Raw genomic sequence first — 19,425 nt, 5'->3', positions numbered from 1 at the left:
ATCTATGTTTGAAAAAGGCAGCGATATCGCTGCCTTTTTTTGTGGTAGTGATATTTAGCGATTCTAATTTGTGCTATTTATTGGACTATGGTTTGAATGACGACTTTTTCTTAGCAGGTTAACAGGTCTTTATGAGTGCATGGAAACCCTCCGCTCCCATCGATAACTTGAATCAGCGCGCGAAAATCTTACGGCACATTCGTGAGTTTTTTTTCCAACGCGGTGTTTTAGAAGTTGATACTCCCTTGATCATGACGCACAGCGTTACTGATCCTTATATGACTGCACTGCAGGTGCAGAATATGGGACAAACCTATTTTTTACAGACATCGCCTGAATACGCGATGAAACGATTACTGTGTGCTGGCAGTGGCGATATTTATCAATTAGCAAAAAATGTTCGTGCAGAAGAACGGGGGAGAAAACATCAGCCTGAATTTACCATGCTCGAATGGTACCGGTTGGGATGGGACCATCACCAGCTGATGGATGAAGTGTTTCAATTAGTCAGCGAGATCACCGGAATTGATGCGCGCGAAAATGTGTCGTATCGAGAGTGCTTCTTAGAGTTTTTGCAATTCGACCCGTTAACCATCGAAGCGTCGCGACTCATCGAACTCGCGCAACAACAGTTAGGGCAGCTACCCGATGACTTGCAGCGGGATGATTACTTATCCTTGTTATTCGCCAGTAAAATTGAACCACAATTAGGGCAAGATAGCATCGTTTTGGTGTATGACTTTCCTGCCAGTCAAGCAGCGCTGGCCCGATTGAATCCCGATCGACAAACCGCCGCTCGATTTGAGTGTTATTGTCGAGGAATCGAACTTGCCAATGGCTTTTGGGAGTTGACCGACGCTAAGCAGCAACGGCAGCGTTTTGAGCAAGACAATAAGCAACGAAAGCAGATGGGTAAAGAGGCCGTCGATATCGATGAGTCGTTTCTTTCTGCACTTGAGCAAGGGCTCCCGGAGTGCAGTGGCGTCGCTTTAGGAGTCGACCGATTACTGATGATCGCGTTAGGCGAGTCGGATATCGCGAAGGTAGTTCCTTTTGCCTTGTGAGTTGTTAAAATGACCACAGACTAAAATTGGGTAGGAGTAGATTATGAAATGGGTGTTTAAAGTATTATTGGCCTTGTCGGTCAGTGTCAGTACCAACCTAATAGCGGAAGAAAAAGCTGCACCATCGAATTATCCTTATCAAGCCGATGTGTTTATCGAAGGAATCAATGTGCCTTGGGGGTTAGCGCAACTTCCGGACGGTCGCTTTTTGGTTTCAGAGCGAGCGGGTCAATTATTCTTAGTTTCATCGGATGGTAAAACTCGCCAAGAAGTGAGCGGGTTGCCCGCGATTGAAAGCAATGGACAAGGTGGTTTGCTCGATATTGAATTGGCGCCTGATTACGCCAAAAGTGGTTGGATCTATCTGTCACTGTCTAGCCCGCAAGGTGACGGTGCTGGCAATAATACGGCGATCATTCGCGGTCAATTAAAAGAGCAGCAATTGAGTAACGTCGAAGTTATTTATAAAGGCAGCCCGAATACCGATAGTCGTTATCACTATGGTAGCCGAATTGAGTTTGATAAAAACGGTGACTTGTTTTTCTCAATTGGTGATCGCGGTGCGCGAGATCAAAACCCGCAAGATATTCAGCGCGATGGAGGAAAAATCTATCGTGTTAAACCTGACGGTGCTATTCCCAGCGATAATCCATTTGTGAAGGAAGGAAAACCAGCCATTTACTCATACGGCCATCGTAATCCTCAAGGAATGGCTTTGAACCCTGTGACTGGTAATATCTGGGTTCATGAGCATGGGCCGCGTGGTGGCGATGAAATCAATGTTATCAAAGCAGGAGCCAATTACGGTTGGCCAGTCGTGAGTTATGGCATTAATTACAACGGAACAAAATTTACCGAACTCACTGAAAAGGAAGGAATGACTCAACCCGCGTGGTATTGGGTGCCGTCTATCGCGCCGTCAGGCATGGTTTTTGTAACCAGTGACCGTTACCCCGAATTTAAAGGGAAGGTCTTGGTGGGCTCGCTTAAGTTTGGATACCTTGTCTTACTCACCGTTGACGGCGATAAAGTGATTGAACAAGAAATTGTCTTCGAGGGCATCGGTCGCACCCGCAATGTTCGACAACTATCGGATGGGTACTTGTATGTTTCGGTGGATGGTGTTGGTGTGAAGCGCTTAGTTCCGAAAAAGTAATCAGAGACTCTTTGATTTAATCTCTCGAAAAGCGGCTTCAAGAGTTTCGCTGAACCCGCTGCTTAAAAGTACTGGTTGAGCCTCTTAATGAGGCTCAGCGCGACACTCTTAAAAGACGTTTAAAAAATCAATCTAGCGGCGTTTGATCAATGGTTGACCCAGTTGAGTTGCAGCGCCTAGCTGAATCGCTTCATCCCACTGATAGTCACCTTTTGGAAGTAACATAATGACGGTTGAACCAAGTCGGAAGCGTCCAACTTCATCGCCACGTGCTAACGATACTTCGCCGGCGGCGTAGTCGGTTACCGTGACGTCTTTTTTAGTTGGTGGTGTGACGACACCAGACCAAACCATTTCCATACTGCCGACGATGGTGGCGCCAACCGCGACGTAAGCGATGGGGCCCCACTCAGTATCAAACATGGCGACGACCCGCTCATTACGAGCAAACAGGTTTGGCACGGTGCGAGCGGTGAGTGGGTTAACGCTGAACAGCTTACCTGGAACGTGAATCATACGAGTCAGTTGACCGTCGATTGGCATGTGATAACGATGGTAATCGCGCGGTGATAGATAAATGGTACAGAATTCACCACCTTCGAAGGCTTGAGCCAACTCGGCATCTCCACCTAACAAGTCTTGCACGGTGTAATCATGGCCCTTGGCTTGCACGATTTTACCAGAGGTGATGGCTCCAAATTGACTGACGGCACCGTCGACAGGGCAAGCCATGGTATTTGGCTCATCACAAATTGGTCGCGTTTCTGGCCGAATGGCTCGGGTAAAAAAGTCGTTGAAGCTGGCGTAGGCGGTTAAATCAGGCTCTACCGCGATCGACATATCGACCTTGTAATGTTCGGCAAACTTTTTAATTACCCAGTCTTTCCAAGGGTGATTTTCGCGATCCGCGAGTCGTCCCGCCAGCTGTGAAAGCCCATGCTGTGGAATAAGGTACTGCGGAATGGTTTTTAGGTGATCAAGTAAGCTCATAACATGCATTTAATCTGAATAAACCGCGAATTTTACCCGAGCAAGACGAATTTGACTATTTTTTACCGCGAAACTCGCGAAGTTTTAACTTTAAACTATAGTTAATTCAGTAACTTGAAACAAAAATAAACAGGATTTATGCATGCCGATTATTATTGGGGTGATTATTGTTGTTGCTGCTGTGTTGGGTGGGTACGTGTTATCGCATGGTCAACTCATCGCATTGTGGCAACCATTTGAGCTATTGATCATAGGTGGCGCGGCCTTTGGGGCTTTTGTCATCGCGAATCCCATGAAAACTACTCTTGAGGTGTTTCGTCGCCTGCCTAAGTTATTGGGCAGTTCGCGCTTTAATAAGTATTTATATTTAGAATTACTCGCCATGCTTTACGATTTATTTAACGTGATGCGTAAAGAAGGCTTAATTGCCATTGAGGCGCATATCGAAGAACCTAAGACGAGTAATGTATTCACTAAATTCCCATTAATCCGGAAAGACGACAAGGCTATAGAATTTATTTGCGATTATCTACGCTTGATGATTATCGGAGATATGACCGCCTACGAACTCGAGAACTTGATGGACGCAGAGTTAGAGACCCATCACCATGATCAGCTAGCGCCCGGAATGGCATTGGGTAAAGTCGCCGATGCACTGCCAGGTTTTGGTATCGTCGCTGCCGTACTCGGAATTGTGATTACGATGCAGTCGTTAGGAGGCCCGCCAGAAGAAATTGGTTACCATGTGGCGGCGGCTCTAGTAGGAACGTTTTTAGGTATTTTACTGGCCTATGGATTTGTCGGTCCCTTTGCGACTGCCATGGAGCATCGAGCGCACGAAGAAGCTCAATATTTTGAGTGCATGAAAGCCGCAATCATTGCAACGGTAAACGGCGTACCGCCACAAGTGGCCGTTGAATTTGGTCGTAAAACCTTGCCACATAAAATTCGCCCAGGGTTTCAAGAATTAGAAGCTCGCGTTCGTGGACGCTAGGTGACGCGTGATGGAAGACGGTCAAAAGCGCCCCATTATTATCAAGAAGGTCAAGAAAGGCGGGCATGATTTTCATGGCGGCAGTTGGAAGGTCGCATTCGCTGACTTTGCCACGGCAATGATGGCTTTTTTCTTATTGTTATGGCTAATGGGCAACACATCAGAAGAAGAGAAACAGGCCATTTCTGGCTACTTTATCGATCCCGCGGGTTCAACGTTAACGCCAGGCGCTAACAATGTTCCTATTGGTGAAGGCGGTGCCAACACTGCCGTGATTAATATGCCGGCACCCGAAATAAAGTTAGATGAAACGTCCATTGATGATCTCGCAGAAGAAAATGAGCGCAAACGACTCGAAGCGTTAAAACTTCAGTTAGAGCAAATGGTCGAAACCAGTGCTGCCTTTTCCGCTTATCGCGATCAGATTTTGATCGACATCACGCCCGAAGGTCTAAGAATTCAAATTGTTGATAAAGACAAGCGACCAATGTTTGATAGTGGTAGCAGTGAGCTAAAAATTTACTCTCGCAGAATACTGTTCAGTCTTGCTGAAGTTCTTAAAAAAGTGCCTAACAGCTTGAGTATCACGGGTCATACCGACGCTACGCCTTTTGATCTTGGAAATTACGGCAACTGGGAGTTGTCTTCCGATCGTGCTAATGCAGCACGCCGAGCCTTGATTCGCGGAGGAATCCCCGGACAAAAGGTTGCTCGTGTCGAAGGTTTTGCAGACTCGGTATTGTTCGATACTAAAAATCCGCGCGCGCCAATCAATCGTCGAATAGCGATTATTGTCTTAAAACAAAACATTGCCGACGCCATTAAAGAGTCCGCGGGTGGTTTGAAGACGAACAAACCTTAGCGTATGCTGCGACCAAGCCAAGTTGATTAGCAAGTTGATTAGCAAGTCGATTGGGATAATAAAAGACGATGGAATATCAAAGAGTCATAAGCTTTTGGTTTGAACAGAGTGAAGCGAAAGATTGGTTTCAGAAAAATAGTCAGTATGACCAAAAAATTATCGAGTTATTTAGCGATGTACATCGCGCCGCAAGTATGGGTGAGCTAGTCGACTGGCGAAATAGCGCACTAGGTGCTTTAGCCGAGATAATTGTACTCGATCAATTTTCGCGGAATATGTTCAGAGATCAAGCGCGCGCTTTTGCCTACGACGGAATGGCGTTGATACTTAGTCAAGAAGCGATTGCGCAGAACAAACATGCTGGTTTATCGGCTACCCGGAAAGCCTTTTTATATATGCCATTCATGCACAGTGAATCAAAAGCGATTCATCAGCGAGCCGTTGAACTTTTCTCAGAACCGGGTTTAGAAAATAATTTAGATTTCGAATTAAAACACAAAAAAATCATTGACCGGTTTGGCCGCTATCCGCATCGAAATAAACTGCTCAATCGAACCAGCACCGCTGAAGAAATAGATTTTCTTAAGCAACCGGGCTCATCATTTTAGTTGCAATGCCTACGTCAAAACCTTCTAACACAATCAACTAACACAACCCTCTAGCAGAACCATCTAGCAGATCCCCATAACACAGTTTCTTAGTCTAAGGCACTCTTGTAGGACGATACGAAAATAAGTTAGGACGATACAAGAGTCAGTCAAATATGTTCTGAAAGTTTATGTTGAAGCCTTAATATTACTTTGAGTGGTAGACAGCCAAGGTACACATTGTACGTAATGGTAAAATTCGATATTGATAGGTGAGAAAAACAGTTGGAGCGATGGTATTTAATGCAATAATGGTTTATAAAGATTTTGAATAATATTGAATCTAAGAAAGGTGACTGAGTGGCTGAAGGTGGGCAGCTCCATTTATGGACTGCTCTTTTGTGTTCGATTAGTCGTATCGCAGAACGCAGGTTCGAATCCTGCCCTTTCTTCCCAATTTACACATAACGAAAAATTGAAAATGGATGGCTTATAGCTGCCTTTTGATTGAGCGTTCAATAACCTTTTGAGTTTCATTAATAATTCAGAGCAATAAGTTTTTTAGACCGTTTACTACGGGACTATTTGAACTATGGGCACAAAAAACATCAACTCATCTGCCGCTAAGTCAGCAGACTTTGAATGACATAAGTTAACGGAGTATATTTTGAACGCATTTAAGTATATATTAACCTTTCTATTGCTTGTCGCAATTCCTGTTGCTGCTGCTAATAAGAGGTTGGAGGTATTTGTTGGTGGCAAGGGATTGACAATTGTTCAGCCTGATGGATACATCAATGCTTGTGAAAAATCAGAAGATTTCAAGCAAATGTTTTCTTCATCATTGCCGCCAACCCACACTCTAATCGCATGCTTTATAGAAAATAAAGAGTTTGCACTGTTTCCTGATGTTGATCACACTGCTGACAATCCTTATCTTCAGGTTCAAACTCTAAAGTCCTTGATAAATCGAAATATAACTAAGAATGAGTTTGAGCAGTTTCGCGCTAGTGTGGTTTCTCAGCAAGATCAGATGTTTGAAGGGATGCCCGAAGCTGCTAGAAAGATCATAAAAAATGCATCAAAAACGGCTTCGAAATTATTGTCATCTGCTGTCGAACTGGAGTTAGAAGGAATTATACCCTTGGGAGTATTTTCTAACACCGAAGATAACATCGCGTTTGCTTTGATACGAAAAATGCAGGTTCAAACTGAAGATGATGTTGTACTCATAACAGAAGTTACTGCCTCCAACATCGTTCTAAGAGATGAAAAAATATTAATATTTAATGCTACTAAAACGTACACAAACAACAGCGATCTTGAAACGATTCAAAAATTACTGGTTGATTTTAGTGGCCATTAAAACTTGGGCAACGCTCTGTATCATAGCAAATAAGCAGCCAAAAGGAGTTAATGTTGAATATTGAAATTCGACATGAGCAACTTGACGACATTCAAAGTATTCATGATGTTACGGTTGCTGCGTTTCTTGACGCCCCTCATACTGATCATAGAGAGCAATATATTGCCAGAGAGCTTCGTAAATCGAACGCATTGACACTATCTATTGTTGCTGAAAATGAAGGCGAAATTGTTGGTCACGTAGCTGTTCCTCATGTGGTAATCTCGGATGGCTCAGATAATTGGTATGGTCTTGGTCCTATCTCAGTTCTTCCGAAATGTCAGGGTAAAGGCGTTGGCAAAAAACTTATAACTACTGCGCTTGAAGCGCTAAAAATAATCGGAGCTCAAGGTTGTGTCGTATTAGGCGACCCTAACTATTATCATCGATTTGGTTTTTCTTCCAAGGAGGGATTGATACTTCCAGATGTGCCCGCAGAGTATTTTCAAGCTTTAGTCATTCATGGTGATTTGCCTGTAGGTAAAGTTTCTTATCATGGGGCATTTTTGGCCAAAGATTAACAATAGGCTCAAGTAACATACCGCAGCAAAAGACAGAGATCTTATCCCGCCAGGCAACTAGTAGATTTATTCAACTCGGCGCGAAACCATTTCGAAAGGACTTTATAAATCTTCATATTTAGCTCAACGCCTAACTACTAGTCTAAAAGGACGCAAACGCCTGATTTTTTAATCGTCAGTAACGAAGATTAAGATAGATTTTACTCATTAGAGTCTGTTTCGCATTCCTCCTATAATCACTTAAGATTATTGAAAAGTTTTTGAGAGGATTTTCACCATGCAAACCTTATTGTCTACTATTAAAAAAGTCAGTTCTCAGACTCATTCATCGCACTATCAATGTAATTATTTAAATAATTACTATGGCGATCAAACGTGTGCGTTAATCTTAGATGAGACGAGCTTCAAGAAATCAGAGAAGCGTTAAACCGATTTTTAAAGCCGCGTTTACCGTTAGGACTTACGAAGTAGCAATACTGTTAATAATGCTTTGATAGTTGGAAAGTCGTTGTTTAGAAACGGCTTTGGTTTCTACCGCTTGAGCAATGGCGCATCCTTTTTCATTGAGGTGTCGACAATTTCTAAACTTACACTCGGCTGCAAAGGGGAGCAAGTCGCGAAAGCCATAGATTATTTGGTCGGCTTCCATATGAGTTAGTCCGAATTCGCGAACACCGGGCGAGTCAATAATGTGACCACTGTCGAAAAAGTAAACGCGCGAAGCCGTCGTGGTATGCGTACCTAAACGAGAATTTTCTGAAACTTCACCGGTCGCTATTTGTGAAGAAGGGAGAATTTTATTGATCAGTGAGGATTTTCCCACACCGCTCTGTCCAACCAAAATGCTTTCATGACCAAGCATTTGTTGCTTTAACTCTTCAACACCCAAATCCGATTTTGCACTGACGGTATGAACGGTGTAGCCAATCGATTGATAAAGTTGAATTTGCTGGGTAAAAAAATCGTGTTGTTCTGGTGTGATCAAATCTTGTTTGTTAAAGACAATTTGGGTCGGTATACCGGCAAGCTCGCAGGCCACTAGGTAACGATCGAGTATGGTCGATGAATAGTCTGGAAATGGTGCAACAACAATAAAGATTCGGTCAATATTAGCGACAATGGTTTTAATACCTGAATGGGGAGTAGGGCGCGTTAACTCAGAACGTCGTTCCTCGATAGCTTCAATCACGCCACCGTCTTTTCCGAGTCGGAAGATGATGCGGTCGCCACTGACACAACTGCCCAGATTTTGACGTAAATAAACGCGATGAACTTGGCCGCTCGGTTCTGCTACGTCGGCCTGTTCTCCAAAACGACTGACCACTATCCCCTCAATGCCAGGGCCCAAGTCATTATCGTCGACAGGAATGTCTTGCAGTTTTTTGCGTTGGCTTTTGGCGACGCGACGCTTTTGTTGCAAGGTTAATTTTTGTCGTTTCGCCATAGGTCGTTGTTACTCTAGTCAACTAACTTAGGACCAAAATTACCTGCGTCCATTAAAGCATCGACTTTCGCAGCGCAGATAAAGTCATTAATGGTTAGTCGATTACCAGAATCGTGCGTGGTGAAAGTCACTTCGCAATGGCCATAGCTGACTTGTAAATCGGGATGATGGGCTTCTTTGTTGGCAATCCAGGCGATGGCGTTTACAAAGTTCATGGTGTGGTAGTAGTTTTTGAAATTGAACTGGCGAACGATACGCGTGCCTTCTGAGTTGATAGTCCATGCGGCAACTTGTTCACTCAGTGATTTGATTTCGTCTAATTCAAGCGGACGCTTTCCTTCGTCGTCATAACGGCATTGTTGTTGGGTTAGTTGACTCATCATAAGTTTCCTATAATTACGTTAAGTTGCAATAAATTCAGTCGCAAGCCTATTTGCAGTAAGACTCAATCAGCAACTTTCGAAATGCTTGATTGCAAAGATGCGCTATTTTGCGCGATCATGATGGTAATATTCAACCGTCGTGAGCAATATCCGATCAGATAGGGGAGAACTATGAGTAATTCAAGTACACCGCAAAGTCATGCCGATAACTTGATATGGATTGATTTAGAAATGACTGGGCTTGAGCCAGACTCCGATAAGATCATCGAAATTGCGACGATTGTAACCGATAAAGAGCTAAATACGCTTGCCGAAGGGCCGGTACTTGCGATTCACCAAAGCGACCAAACGTTAGCCGCCATGGATGAGTGGAATACCAAGCATCATGGCGATTCCGGATTAACTCAACGCGTTAAAGACAGCCAGATAAGTGAAATTCAAGCCGCGGAGCAAACCATTGCTTTTTTAGAACAGTGGGTGCCTGCAGGTAAATCGCCCATGTGTGGTAATTCGATTTGCCAAGATAGACGCTTTTTAGCGCGCCACATGCCAACACTAGAGCGATTTTTCCATTACCGTCATATCGATGTGAGCACGGTTAAAGAGCTTGCCAGACGGTGGCAGCCTGAGGCCCTTGATGGATTTACCAAAAAAGGTGCTCACCTGGCGTTAGATGATATTAGAGAGTCGATAGAAGAGCTTAAGTTTTATCGTGAAAAAGTGTTTAAAATTTAAGTGAATTTGGGATAACAAAGGAATCGTTGGCACCATGTTGGACGGCTCAGGTCTTTACACTGCCGAAGAAGTTAAGCGCTTAGAGCAGCTCTATGCGCGATTTCATGATGGCTCCACTTATCCTCTGATGGAGCGAGCAGGAGCCGCTGTCTATAGTGAAATTCGCGATCGATGGCCAGATCGTCGACATTTATTAGTATTGTGCGGAAAGGGCAATAACGGTGGCGATGGCTTTGTTGTTGCTCGTTTAGCGGCACAAGCAGGGCTATCGGTCAGTGTTTTGGTTATGCCCGGAGCTGACAGTAGCCAAGGCGATGCTGAGCGCGCATTAATGCGTTTAAAATCGATTGGTGTCGAACAGCTGCCTTGGCATATTGAGACCTTTCAAAGTCATCACGATAAAGATAACAGCGTTATTGTGGATGCACTGCTAGGGACCGGTGTCAGTGGTGATATTCGCGCGCCCTTCGACGAGGCCATCGCTCAAGTTAACCGCTGTTCTTCGCCAGTGGTGGCAGTGGATCTTCCGAGCGGGCTCATCGCCGATACTGGCAGCATTGCGGGCGCGGCCATCCGAGCAACAATTACCGTGACCTTTATCGCCTTAAAACGTGGGTTGTTGACGGGCATTGCAGCCGAGTTTTGCGGAGAGCTGGTGCTCAATGACCTAAAGTGCGGACAAGGCGTTTTCTCATTAGTGAATCCCAACGTCCATCGTTTTAATTACCTCCAAGGAAAACAGTGGCTCAAGCCGCGACTGAGACACAGTCATAAGGGGCATTTTGGCCATTGTTTAGTGTTGGGCGGTACCTTGGGCTTTCCCGGTGCTGCTCGACTGTGCTCTGAAGCCGCAGCCCGAACGGGCGCTGGTTTAGTGAGCTTGCTCACTCATCCCGAGCACGTACATAGCATTGTTTCGCAAAGGCCAGAGATAATGGCGCATGGGTTGAGTGAAACAGCCACAAAAGACAGCTTTCGCCGTTTATTAGAAGCAGCGACCGTGATTGCCGTCGGGCCAGGTATGGGCCAATTAAAGTGGGGCAAAAATGCACTGGCTTTGCTCGACGATTATCTCGCCGCCGGAAAGGCCAAAGCACCGCCGACGGTTTGGGATGCGGATGCGTTAAATTTACTCGCGCAACGTCCACACGTGATTGAAAATCGAGTGATTACTCCGCACCCAGGTGAAGCGGCTCGTTTGCTGAATACTAGCGTTGCTAAAATTGAAGCCGATCGATTTTCGGCGGTTGCGGAACTGGCTAAACGGTACGGCGGAGTAGCAATATTGAAGGGGTACGGCACCTTAGTCGCCGACGCCGAACAAATTTATGTGATTAATGTCGGCAACCCCGGGATGGCAACTGGCGGCATGGGCGATACCTTAACCGGAATCATCGCGGGCCTTATTGCACAGGGGCTGTCTTTGCTCGACGCGGCTCGACTCGGCGTAGCCATTCATGGCGAAGCTGCGGAATTAGCGGTTAATATTGACGGTACTCGACAAGAAAGAGGCTTGTTAGCCTCAGACCTTTTCCCGTATATTCGCCGCCTTGTTAATCCGATGGGCGAATAATCGTGACGACGGTTTTGTTACATGACGAGACAGATACATTAGCGTTTGGTGGTCTACTGGGCGCCGAATTGAAAGGTCGGCAGACGCTGGTCTTTTTAAACGGTGATTTGGGTGCCGGAAAAACCACGTTAGTTCGAGGTGTATTACGTGGCGTTGGTTTTCAAGGTTCCACCAAAAGCCCAACCTACACCTTGGTCGAACCCTATGAGTTAGACGGTTGGGTAGTGTATCATTTTGACTTATACCGCATTAGTGACCCAGAAGAATTGGAGTTTATTGGCGTTGATGAGTATTTAAACCAACCTAATGCGGCCTCTTTGATCGAGTGGCCGGAGCGTGGTGCGGGTTGGTTGCCGGAGCCAGAGTTAGTGATCAATCTAGCGTATCTCTCACGTGGGCGGGAGCTTACCATGACCGGTGACTCAGAGTTGATACAGCATATCACTCAACGTTGGGAGCGCCGGTTAAGTTCAGAGTCAGCGGAACAGTCATAAGCTGTGGAACTATAGGCACTTTTAGTGTCCAATAAAGAATAGGGGAGCCTAGCATTACGTCGCTAGAGCAAGATCAAGAGCTGAAGTGTCAGCCAGTCCATAAAATAAAGATGTTGTAGTTGATGGAAAAATTAATGATAAGAACGGTGCTTATTTTAGCGTCATTGCTGGCAGCCAATCTTTTCGCTGCAAATATCAAAGGCATGCGCTTTTGGCAGTCGCCTGATAGCACTCGCGTGGTGGTTGACCTAACCGGGCCTGCTGAACACAGTATCTTTACCCTGAAAGATCCTGACCGTATGGTGATCGACTTAAAAGGCGCAGCATTAAGTTTTGATCCCGCCGATCTCGATATTAAATCGTCCTTGGTACAGCACGTTAGAACCAGTGAAAAAGATAATTCAGTTCGTGTTGTTTTAGATCTCAAGCGCACTGTGTCGTTTAAGTCATTTGAGTTAGAACCCTACCAAAGTTATGGGCATCGACTGGTTGTCGACCTGTTGGATGAAAGTAACCAAGAAGAGCCACCGAAACCTAAGGCCGCCACCACCACAGGAAAACGCGATATTGTGGTTGCCATTGACGCCGGACATGGTGGGGATGATCCGGGTGCGGTAGGAGCGAAAGGTACTCTTGAAAAGACCATTGCGTTGAGTGTTGCTAAAGAGTTGGCAAAAAAAGTCGATGCAACACCGGGGATGAAAGCGGTGTTGGTTCGTAAGGGTGACTACTTTATTAATTTACGTAAACGAACCCAAATCGCGCGGCAAAACCAAGCGGATATCTTTGTATCAATACACGCCGATGGGTTCCACGATAAGCGAGCACGAGGCTCTTCGGTTTGGGTTGTTTCTCCGAAAGGTGCAGAGTCAGAAATGGGGCGCTGGTTAGAGCAACGAGAAAATGAATCGGATTTGCTCGGTGGCGTAGAAAGTTTAAGCAACAAAGATCCATTATTGGCAAAAGTACTTCTCGATTTATCTACGTCTTACTCTGTTAGTGCAAGCCTTGATGCCGCTACTCATGTGCATCATAAAATGGCACGAGTTGCGCCGAAGATGCATAAAAAGCGCGTTGAGCGAGCGGCATTTGTGGTTTTAAAAATGCCAGATATACCTGCCATGTTGGTCGAGTTAGCGTTTATTTCTAATCCTCAAGAAGAAAAATTACTTCGCAGTTCATCGCATCGACAAAAGCTTGCTAACGCGATTTATGATGGATTGCACGTATACTTTAAAGACAATCCTCCCGACGGAACCCTGTTTGCGTCTCAGCGAAAAAAGCCCACTCACTACACCATAAAAAGTGGTGACACTTTATCTGGAATAGCATCGCGATTTAATTTGAGCATCGCAGAGTTAAAACAATTGAATAAACTGAACGGCGATGACATTCGAATTGGTCAACGATTGAAATTAACTCGTTAGTCATATGACCAAGCAAACATCGGAACGAATCCATCAGCTTGATAATCAGCTAGCCAACCAGATAGCTGCAGGAGAAGTGGTCGAAAGACCCGCTTCTGTGGTTAAGGAATTATTAGAAAACAGTGTGGATGCTGAGGCGACCCGAATCGATATTGACATTGAACGTGGCGGAGCGCGACTGATCCGAATTGTTGATAATGGTCGCGGTATTCACAAAGATGATCTTCCCCTGGCCTTGAGCCGTCACGCAACCAGTAAAATTCGTTCATTTGATGATTTATGTGCGGTTGCGAGTATGGGATTTCGTGGTGAAGCGTTAGCCAGTATTGCGTCAGTCTCTCGGCTGCTATTACGCAGTCGTCAAGAGGGACAGGATATTGGCTGGCAGGCTGTGACTGAAGGCCGCGACATGGCGGTAAAGGTTTCTCCGGCTGCAGCGGTTGTAGGTACTTGTATTGAAGTTGCTGACTTATTTTTTAATACGCCGGCTCGCAGAAAGTTTTTACGCACCGAAAAAACCGAGTTTACTCATATCGAAGACGTCGTTAAACGAGTCGCTTTGGCCAACCCCGATGTTGCCTTGGTGTTAAAGCACAACGGCAAAGTGGTGCGACGTTTTCCGGCGGCAACCAATAACCCAGAAGTAAAACTGAAAGCCGTGTGTGGCAGTGCTTTTTGCAAAGCGGCCATTGCCTTTTCGGGTGAGTTAGAACAGCTGAAGATTTATGGGTGGCTGGCATCTCCCAATTATCATCGCAGTGAATCAGACACTCAATTTATTTTTATCAATCAACGACCGGTTAAAGATCGATTACTCAGTCACGCTATTCGACAAAGCTATTCAGGATTGATACCGACAGGGCGATTCGCGTCTTATGTCATTTACATTGATTGCCCACCGAGCGAAGTGGATGTGAACGTTCACCCAACCAAACATGAAGTTCGTTTTCGTAATCCCCGGTTTGTACACGATTTTTTAGTGAAGTTGTTGCAACAATGTTTGGCTTCTGAAGCGACTCTATTTGACTCAAGTGTTGCCGCTTCTAGTGCAAATGAAGCTCCAAGCGTGCCAAGTGAGGCGAATGCGTTGAGTCAGCAAGCAACATGGACTGAAAACTCGGGAGGCAGCGCGATTGATGCCTCGGCGGCTGACTCACCAAGGCATTATCGATCAAGTTCTCGATCAAGTTCTCAATCAAGTTACCAACCAAATTATCGCCCTTCGCCGGCCGTGGTTCAGGCGAGTCGGTCGGTGTATGCGAGCGCTCAGCAAGCATCCAATCCATTACCTTCAGCGCATCGTCAGCCGCACTCAGAAGAGAATGACCGTCAAATCGGGAATCAGTCTGCCAAAGTTATTTCGACAAACCAAGGCGAAGCTTTGTGGCTTGGTCGCTATTGGATCGACCGTTCGAGCGCTCAATTACTCCTGGTCGATGTTTGGGGAGCTTACATCGAATATTTAGCTCAGCAGTTAAGTCATACGTCGATACCCACCAAGCCATTACTGATTCCGCAAGTTTTTGCAGTACAAAGCACCGACTGGATCGAGCAAGCGGAACTCTATTCTTCACTGGTGCAGCTTGGTATTGAGTTATCACCCGCTGGCGAGCAGCAGCTCATGCTGCGTAAGCTTCCAGAGCTGCCGATTAATCTACCGGTAACTTGGTGGGTTCAAGGGCTGACGACTATGCTCATGTCGACGGTGGTTCCCGAGCTTTCGTTAGAGCAAGTTCGACAGCGTCTACTCGATGCATTACTCAAGATTGAGCCGAGTGAGCAAGCGGCTGTTTTCGATGGGTTAGTGGATTGGGGGCGTCAAGCGTTAACCCGCGGTGAAATCTCTTCTCAACATATCTTGTCGATATCCAGCGATGTCGTGGCAAAGCGATTGGGGAGTCAACTTTGATGAGTGAACTTCGATGACTCTACCGAAAGCTTCCCGCGAGTTGCCGATAGTATCGATTATGGGGCCGACAGCGTCGGGCAAAACTGACTTGTCCATTGGGCTAGCGCAAGCCATTGACGGCGAGATCATCAGCGTCGATTCAGCCTTGATCTACCGCGGTATGGATATAGGCACTGCGAAACCAACGAAAGAAGAACAAGCAGGCATTCCTCATCATTTACTGGATATTTGCGATCCTGCCGAAAGCTATTCAGCGGCAGACTTCCTGGCGGATACTTTTCGACTCATTGATGACATAAAAGCGCGTGGTCGTTCGCCAATTCTTGCCGGTGGCACCATGTTGTACTTTAAAGCGTTGGTGGCCGGTTTGGCGGATCTTCCCGCAACCGATGAACAGGTTCGACAACAGGTTCAACAACGAATTCGCGAACATGGGATTGAACAGTTGCATGCCTATTTGGCGACGTTTGACCCGAAGACGGCTGAGCGACTGCACGCTACCGACACACAAAGAGTGTCAAGAGCCGTTGAAGTGTATTTAATGTCGGGTAAACCTCTTTCTCAATATCACGCCGAGCAAGAACAGTATTCTTTTCCTTACCCTTTGTTACAAGTGGCCATCGCGCCCACCGAGCGAGATGTTTTGCATCAGCGTATAGAAAAACGTTTTGATCAGATGCTAGCCGCAGGATTTGAAGAAGAGGTCCGCAAGCTATATGAACGGGGAGATCTGACCCTAGAGCACCCATCCATTCGGTGTGTCGGTTATCGTCAAATGTGGCAATATTTAAGCGGTGAGCTGTCTCTCGAAGAAGCGCGTTTTCGAGGGATCGTCGCGACACGTCAGTTGGCAAAACGACAGTTCACTTGGTTACGCAGTTGGGAAGGGGTTGAGTGGATGGACTCGTTGGCCGCAAATAATTGTCACAAACTATTGAAAAAAATGGGTAATATCTCCATATAGCAGTTTGGTGAAGGCATGCTACACTATTATGGAAGTTGCGCGCGTCGTAATTTTTTTGACTCGATGCAAGTCGAGTAAGTGATTACTTGCTTCTGTCTTCGAGTTATATTTAAACCAAATTTTTTGGGTTTTATGTCTGCAAGAGCTCCCGAGAATAAGAAAACGGGATTAGAACAATAACAGTATAAGGAGAGTTACCATGCCAAAAGGGCAATCTTTACAAGACCCTTTCTTAAATGCTTTACGCCGCGAACGCGTTCCAGTCGCGATTTACTTGGTGAACGGCATTAAATTACAAGGGCAGGTAGAGTCATTTGATCAGTTTGTAGTGTTACTTAAAAACACTGTTAGCCAAATGGTTTACAAGCATGCAATTTCGACCATCGTTCCGGCGCGTAATGTTCGCTTACCACACACCGGTGAAAATGGTAACGGTGACGAAGACGCGGGTCACAACGCGTAATCATCATTAAGTTTTTGCACATAAACCAAGGCAACCGCCTACGTTGTCTTGGTATAATATTGCTCCGATCTTTTACAACTTTATACAGGTAGCTTCACAGAGTGTTTGACCGTTATCAGGGTGGCGAGCGCGCTGTCCTTGTCCATGTTGACTTTCCTGACCAAAATAATCAGGAAGACCTTACCGAATTTGTAGATTTAACCACTTCTGCAGGCCTTGAGATTCTGGGAATAATCACCACCAGTCGTTCGTCTCCGCAGCCGAAATATTTTGTCGGCACGGGAAAAATAGAAGAAGTGGCCGATTTAGTGGAGCAAGAGAAAGCCGATGTCGTGCTGTTCAATCACAGTCTCTCACCCTCTCAAGAACGTAATATTGAATATTTAACTAAATGCCGTGTGGTTGACCGGACCGGGTTGATTCTCGATATTTTTGCCCAGCGAGCCCATACTCATGAAGGGAAGCTTCAAGTCGAACTGGCTCAGCTGCAACACATCTCCACTCGATTGGTTCGTGGATGGACTCACTTAGAGCGCCAAAAGGGCGGTATCGGTCTGCGAGGACCGGGCGAAACTCAGTTAGAGACTGACCGTCGTTTACTAAGAGAGCGTATAAAGACGATTCGTAAACGTTTAGAAAAGGTTGAGCGTCAACGAGAACAAGGCCGCCGTTCGCGTAAACGTGCGAATGTACCGACGGTGTCTCTCGTTGGGTACACCAATGCTGGAAAGTCGACCTTGTTCAATCGCTTAACCGAGTCTCGGGTACTCGCTGCCGATCAGTTATTTGCGACTCTAGATCCAACTCACAGACGTATTAACATCAACGAACAACAAAGCGTGATATTGGCCGATACCGTTGGGTTTATTCGGCACTTGCCACATGACTTGGTTGCTGCCTTTAAAGCGACATTGCAAGAAAGCCGTGAAGCCGATATTTTGTTACATGTTATTGATGCATCGGACGAACGAAGAGAAGATAATAAAGAACAGGTTTACCTAGTTCTAGATGAAATTGGTGCTAACGACAGCCCTTTAGTAGAAGTGTACAATAAGTCTGATAAAGTCGATGGTATGGCAGCACGAGTCGAGAAAGATCCTGAAACTGAGCGCTATCGTGTATATTGTTCTGCGGTTACAGGTGTAGGGCTCGACGGATTGTTTGAAACTATTGCAGCATTATTGCAGCAAGATTGGGTTGAGACCGTTTTGCGCTTGTCACCCGCTGAAATGGCACTGCGCGGGCAGTTGTACGATTTAAAATGTGTTCAGTCAGAGCGTATCACAGACCAGGGCGAGTTTATTATTGAAGTCAGAATGACGATTGCTGACTGGAAGCGCCTTGAACGAAAAAATGAGATTGATTTAAAAAGGTTGGAGCATGACTCCAACCTCTTAACTTAACTTTGATAAGAAACTGGAGATCAATATGACCTGGAATTCGCCGGGCGGAAACAATAAAGACCCTTGGGGTAACCGGAACAAACAAAATGGACCGCCAGATATGGACGAAGCCATAAAAAATCTTTGGAAAAAGATTTCTGGAGGCAATGGCAATGGCGGCAATCAAAAGCCAGCCAGCATGAAGCCTTTTGTGTTTATAGGTTTGGTGGTGGGATTTGTGTTTTGGGTAATTGCCGGAATTCACACCGTCAATGAACAAGAGCGTGGTGTTGTTCTGACGTTTGGGAAATTTCGAGACATTGTTGGGCCAGGAATTAACTGGGTACCTTATGGTATTTCGACTTTGACAAAGGTTAACGTTAATAAGGTAGATCAGAAACGTGTCGACGGTAGCATGTTGACGAAAGACTTAAACATTATTGATGTTGAAATTGGTATTCAATATCGTATCGATGATCCGAAAGACTTTCTGTTTAACTTATCGACACCTGATTTTACCCTTGTGCAAGCCGCAGAAAGTGCATTACGTCAAGTTGTCGGTGATAGCCAAGTAGATGACCTTCTAACCACCGAAAAAACACGAATTCGTAACGAGTTATCGGTTGAGTTAATTCGAATTCTAGATTCTTACCAGACTGGGTTGAAGATCGAGCAGGTAACTTTAGAAAAAGCGAACCCTCCTCCGGCTCTTAATGAAGTTTTTGCTGACGTGAACAGTGCTGAACAAGATGCAAAGAAAGAAGTGCAGAATGCCGAAGCCTATCGTAATGAAGAGCTTCCGAAAGCAACTGCTAATGCTGAGCAGCTAAGACAACAAGCTGATGCTTATAAAGCTCGAACGCTCGCTCAGGCAAATGGTGAAGTAGCTCGTTTCGCAAAGTTATTGCCTCAATATGAAGCTGCACCTCGAGTGACTCGTGACCGGTTGTACATTGAGACTTTAGAGCAGATTTTGTCTAACTCGACCAAAGTAATGGTTGATGTTGATGGGGGTAACAACATGATGTATTTGCCTCTTGATCAAATAATGAAAAAGAAGAAGGAGCAATAG

Annotated in this window: 19 protein-coding genes and 1 tRNA gene; 17 read left to right on the top strand and 3 right to left on the bottom strand. The window is 45.5% G+C overall.

Annotated features, from left to right (window positions below):
• Positions 1–131: 131 nt before the first annotated feature.
• Positions 132–1,064: an EF-P lysine aminoacylase EpmA gene (gene epmA, locus Q9312_RS08830; RefSeq protein WP_309204238.1), complete on the top strand. Its 933-nt coding sequence runs from the start codon at positions 132–134 to the stop codon at positions 1,062–1,064.
• Positions 1,065–1,107: 43 nt separating this feature from the next.
• On the top strand, positions 1,108–2,220 hold the full coding sequence (locus Q9312_RS08825; protein WP_309204237.1) for a PQQ-dependent sugar dehydrogenase: 1,113 nt from the start codon (positions 1,108–1,110) through the stop codon (positions 2,218–2,220).
• Between the two features lie 132 nt (positions 2,221–2,352).
• Here Q9312_RS08825 and asd read toward each other — a convergent pair whose 3' ends face one another.
• Positions 2,353–3,210, bottom strand: coding sequence for an archaetidylserine decarboxylase (asd, locus tag Q9312_RS08820; protein WP_309204236.1), 858 nt, complete (start codon positions 3,208–3,210; stop codon positions 2,353–2,355).
• Positions 3,211–3,352: 142 nt separating this feature from the next.
• Between asd and motA the strand changes: the two genes are divergently transcribed.
• The 6 genes from motA to Q9312_RS08790 all read left to right on the top strand — a co-directional run bounded on the left by motA (position 3,353) and on the right by Q9312_RS08790 (position 7,579).
• Positions 3,353–4,204 carry a flagellar motor stator protein MotA gene (motA, locus tag Q9312_RS08815; protein ID WP_309204234.1) on the top strand — a complete coding sequence of 284 codons (852 nt, stop codon included), beginning with the start codon at positions 3,353–3,355 and terminating at the stop codon, positions 4,202–4,204.
• 10 nt (positions 4,205–4,214) lie between these two features.
• Positions 4,215–5,066: a flagellar motor protein MotB gene (motB, locus tag Q9312_RS08810; RefSeq protein WP_309204233.1), complete on the top strand. Its 852-nt coding sequence runs from the start codon at positions 4,215–4,217 to the stop codon at positions 5,064–5,066.
• A 68-nt stretch (positions 5,067–5,134) separates the two neighbouring features.
• The gene (locus Q9312_RS08805) at positions 5,135–5,674 is read left to right on the top strand and encodes a DUF924 family protein (protein ID WP_309204231.1); all 540 of its coding nucleotides are present in this window, start codon (positions 5,135–5,137) and stop codon (positions 5,672–5,674) included.
• A 325-nt stretch (positions 5,675–5,999) separates the two neighbouring features.
• Positions 6,000–6,105 (top strand) — tRNA-OTHER (locus Q9312_RS08800).
• 215 nt (positions 6,106–6,320) lie between these two features.
• A complete protein-coding gene (locus Q9312_RS08795) occupies positions 6,321–7,019 on the top strand; it encodes a hypothetical protein (RefSeq protein WP_309204229.1) in 699 nt (232 codons plus the stop codon).
• A gap of 50 nt (positions 7,020–7,069) precedes the next feature.
• A complete protein-coding gene (locus tag Q9312_RS08790; protein ID WP_309204227.1) occupies positions 7,070–7,579 on the top strand; it encodes a GNAT family N-acetyltransferase in 510 nt (169 codons plus the stop codon).
• Between the two features lie 460 nt (positions 7,580–8,039).
• On the opposite strand, the gene rsgA is transcribed toward Q9312_RS08790, so the two are convergent.
• Both rsgA and Q9312_RS08780 read right to left on the bottom strand, forming a co-directional pair.
• Entirely contained in the window at positions 8,040–9,023 is a 984-nt protein-coding gene (gene rsgA / locus Q9312_RS08785; RefSeq protein ID WP_309204225.1) for a small ribosomal subunit biogenesis GTPase RsgA, read from the bottom strand.
• A 14-nt stretch (positions 9,024–9,037) separates the two neighbouring features.
• Positions 9,038–9,406 carry a 4a-hydroxytetrahydrobiopterin dehydratase gene (locus Q9312_RS08780; RefSeq protein ID WP_309204224.1) on the bottom strand — a complete coding sequence of 123 codons (369 nt, stop codon included), beginning with the start codon at positions 9,404–9,406 and terminating at the stop codon, positions 9,038–9,040.
• A 171-nt stretch (positions 9,407–9,577) separates the two neighbouring features.
• Between Q9312_RS08780 and orn the strand changes: the two genes are divergently transcribed.
• From orn to hflK, 9 genes are all read left to right on the top strand, one after another.
• Complete coding sequence (orn, locus tag Q9312_RS08775; RefSeq protein ID WP_309204223.1) at positions 9,578–10,141, top strand: oligoribonuclease; 564 nt, start codon at positions 9,578–9,580, stop codon at positions 10,139–10,141.
• A 34-nt stretch (positions 10,142–10,175) separates the two neighbouring features.
• Positions 10,176–11,714, top strand: coding sequence for an NAD(P)H-hydrate dehydratase (locus Q9312_RS08770; RefSeq protein ID WP_309204222.1), 1,539 nt, complete (start codon positions 10,176–10,178; stop codon positions 11,712–11,714).
• A gap of 2 nt (positions 11,715–11,716) precedes the next feature.
• On the top strand, positions 11,717–12,208 hold the full coding sequence (tsaE, locus tag Q9312_RS08765) for a tRNA (adenosine(37)-N6)-threonylcarbamoyltransferase complex ATPase subunit type 1 TsaE (RefSeq protein WP_309204221.1): 492 nt from the start codon (positions 11,717–11,719) through the stop codon (positions 12,206–12,208).
• Positions 12,209–12,342: 134 nt separating this feature from the next.
• Positions 12,343–13,635 carry an N-acetylmuramoyl-L-alanine amidase gene (locus Q9312_RS08760; RefSeq protein WP_309204220.1) on the top strand — a complete coding sequence of 431 codons (1,293 nt, stop codon included), beginning with the start codon at positions 12,343–12,345 and terminating at the stop codon, positions 13,633–13,635.
• Between the two features lie 4 nt (positions 13,636–13,639).
• Positions 13,640–15,544, top strand: coding sequence for a DNA mismatch repair endonuclease MutL (gene mutL, locus Q9312_RS08755; protein WP_309204219.1), 1,905 nt, complete (start codon positions 13,640–13,642; stop codon positions 15,542–15,544).
• Positions 15,545–15,557: 13 nt separating this feature from the next.
• Entirely contained in the window at positions 15,558–16,508 is a 951-nt protein-coding gene (gene miaA, locus Q9312_RS08750; protein WP_309204218.1) for a tRNA (adenosine(37)-N6)-dimethylallyltransferase MiaA, read from the top strand.
• 199 nt (positions 16,509–16,707) lie between these two features.
• The gene (gene hfq, locus Q9312_RS08745) at positions 16,708–16,971 is read left to right on the top strand and encodes an RNA chaperone Hfq (RefSeq protein ID WP_309204217.1); all 264 of its coding nucleotides are present in this window, start codon (positions 16,708–16,710) and stop codon (positions 16,969–16,971) included.
• Between the two features lie 101 nt (positions 16,972–17,072).
• A complete protein-coding gene (gene hflX, locus Q9312_RS08740; protein WP_309204215.1) occupies positions 17,073–18,374 on the top strand; it encodes a ribosome rescue GTPase HflX in 1,302 nt (433 codons plus the stop codon).
• 25 nt (positions 18,375–18,399) lie between these two features.
• The gene (gene hflK, locus Q9312_RS08735) at positions 18,400–19,425 is read left to right on the top strand and encodes an FtsH protease activity modulator HflK (RefSeq protein WP_309204214.1); all 1,026 of its coding nucleotides are present in this window, start codon (positions 18,400–18,402) and stop codon (positions 19,423–19,425) included.

This window comes from Pleionea litopenaei (genome assembly GCF_031198435.1).
GTDB lineage: Bacteria > Pseudomonadota > Gammaproteobacteria > Enterobacterales > Kangiellaceae > Pleionea > Pleionea litopenaei.
This window is presented reverse-complemented; position numbering and strand designations above follow the sequence as displayed.

What these genes read in the sequence shown, in the direction of transcription:
- hflK (WP_309204214.1), top strand. Translation starts at nt 18,400, where the DNA reads ATGACCTGGAATTCGCCGGGCGGAAACAATAAAGACCCTTGGGGTAAC.
- epmA (WP_309204238.1), top strand. Translation starts at nt 132, where the DNA reads ATGAGTGCATGGAAACCCTCCGCTCCCATCGATAACTTGAATCAGCGC.
- Q9312_RS08805 (WP_309204231.1), top strand. Translation starts at nt 5,135, where the DNA reads ATGGAATATCAAAGAGTCATAAGCTTTTGGTTTGAACAGAGTGAAGCG.
- hfq (WP_309204217.1), top strand. Translation starts at nt 16,708, where the DNA reads ATGCCAAAAGGGCAATCTTTACAAGACCCTTTCTTAAATGCTTTACGC.
- Q9312_RS08790 (WP_309204227.1), top strand. Translation starts at nt 7,070, where the DNA reads ATGTTGAATATTGAAATTCGACATGAGCAACTTGACGACATTCAAAGT.
- mutL (WP_309204219.1), top strand. Translation starts at nt 13,640, where the DNA reads ATGACCAAGCAAACATCGGAACGAATCCATCAGCTTGATAATCAGCTA.
- orn (WP_309204223.1), top strand. Translation starts at nt 9,578, where the DNA reads ATGAGTAATTCAAGTACACCGCAAAGTCATGCCGATAACTTGATATGG.
- asd (WP_309204236.1), bottom strand. Translation starts at nt 3,210, where the DNA reads ATGAGCTTACTTGATCACCTAAAAACCATTCCGCAGTACCTTATTCCA.
- miaA (WP_309204218.1), top strand. Translation starts at nt 15,558, where the DNA reads ATGACTCTACCGAAAGCTTCCCGCGAGTTGCCGATAGTATCGATTATG.
- motB (WP_309204233.1), top strand. Translation starts at nt 4,215, where the DNA reads ATGGAAGACGGTCAAAAGCGCCCCATTATTATCAAGAAGGTCAAGAAA.
- Q9312_RS08780 (WP_309204224.1), bottom strand. Translation starts at nt 9,406, where the DNA reads ATGATGAGTCAACTAACCCAACAACAATGCCGTTATGACGACGAAGGA.
- rsgA (WP_309204225.1), bottom strand. Translation starts at nt 9,023, where the DNA reads ATGGCGAAACGACAAAAATTAACCTTGCAACAAAAGCGTCGCGTCGCC.
- Q9312_RS08770 (WP_309204222.1), top strand. Translation starts at nt 10,176, where the DNA reads ATGTTGGACGGCTCAGGTCTTTACACTGCCGAAGAAGTTAAGCGCTTA.
- motA (WP_309204234.1), top strand. Translation starts at nt 3,353, where the DNA reads ATGCCGATTATTATTGGGGTGATTATTGTTGTTGCTGCTGTGTTGGGT.
- Q9312_RS08760 (WP_309204220.1), top strand. Translation starts at nt 12,343, where the DNA reads ATGATAAGAACGGTGCTTATTTTAGCGTCATTGCTGGCAGCCAATCTT.
- Q9312_RS08825 (WP_309204237.1), top strand. Translation starts at nt 1,108, where the DNA reads ATGAAATGGGTGTTTAAAGTATTATTGGCCTTGTCGGTCAGTGTCAGT.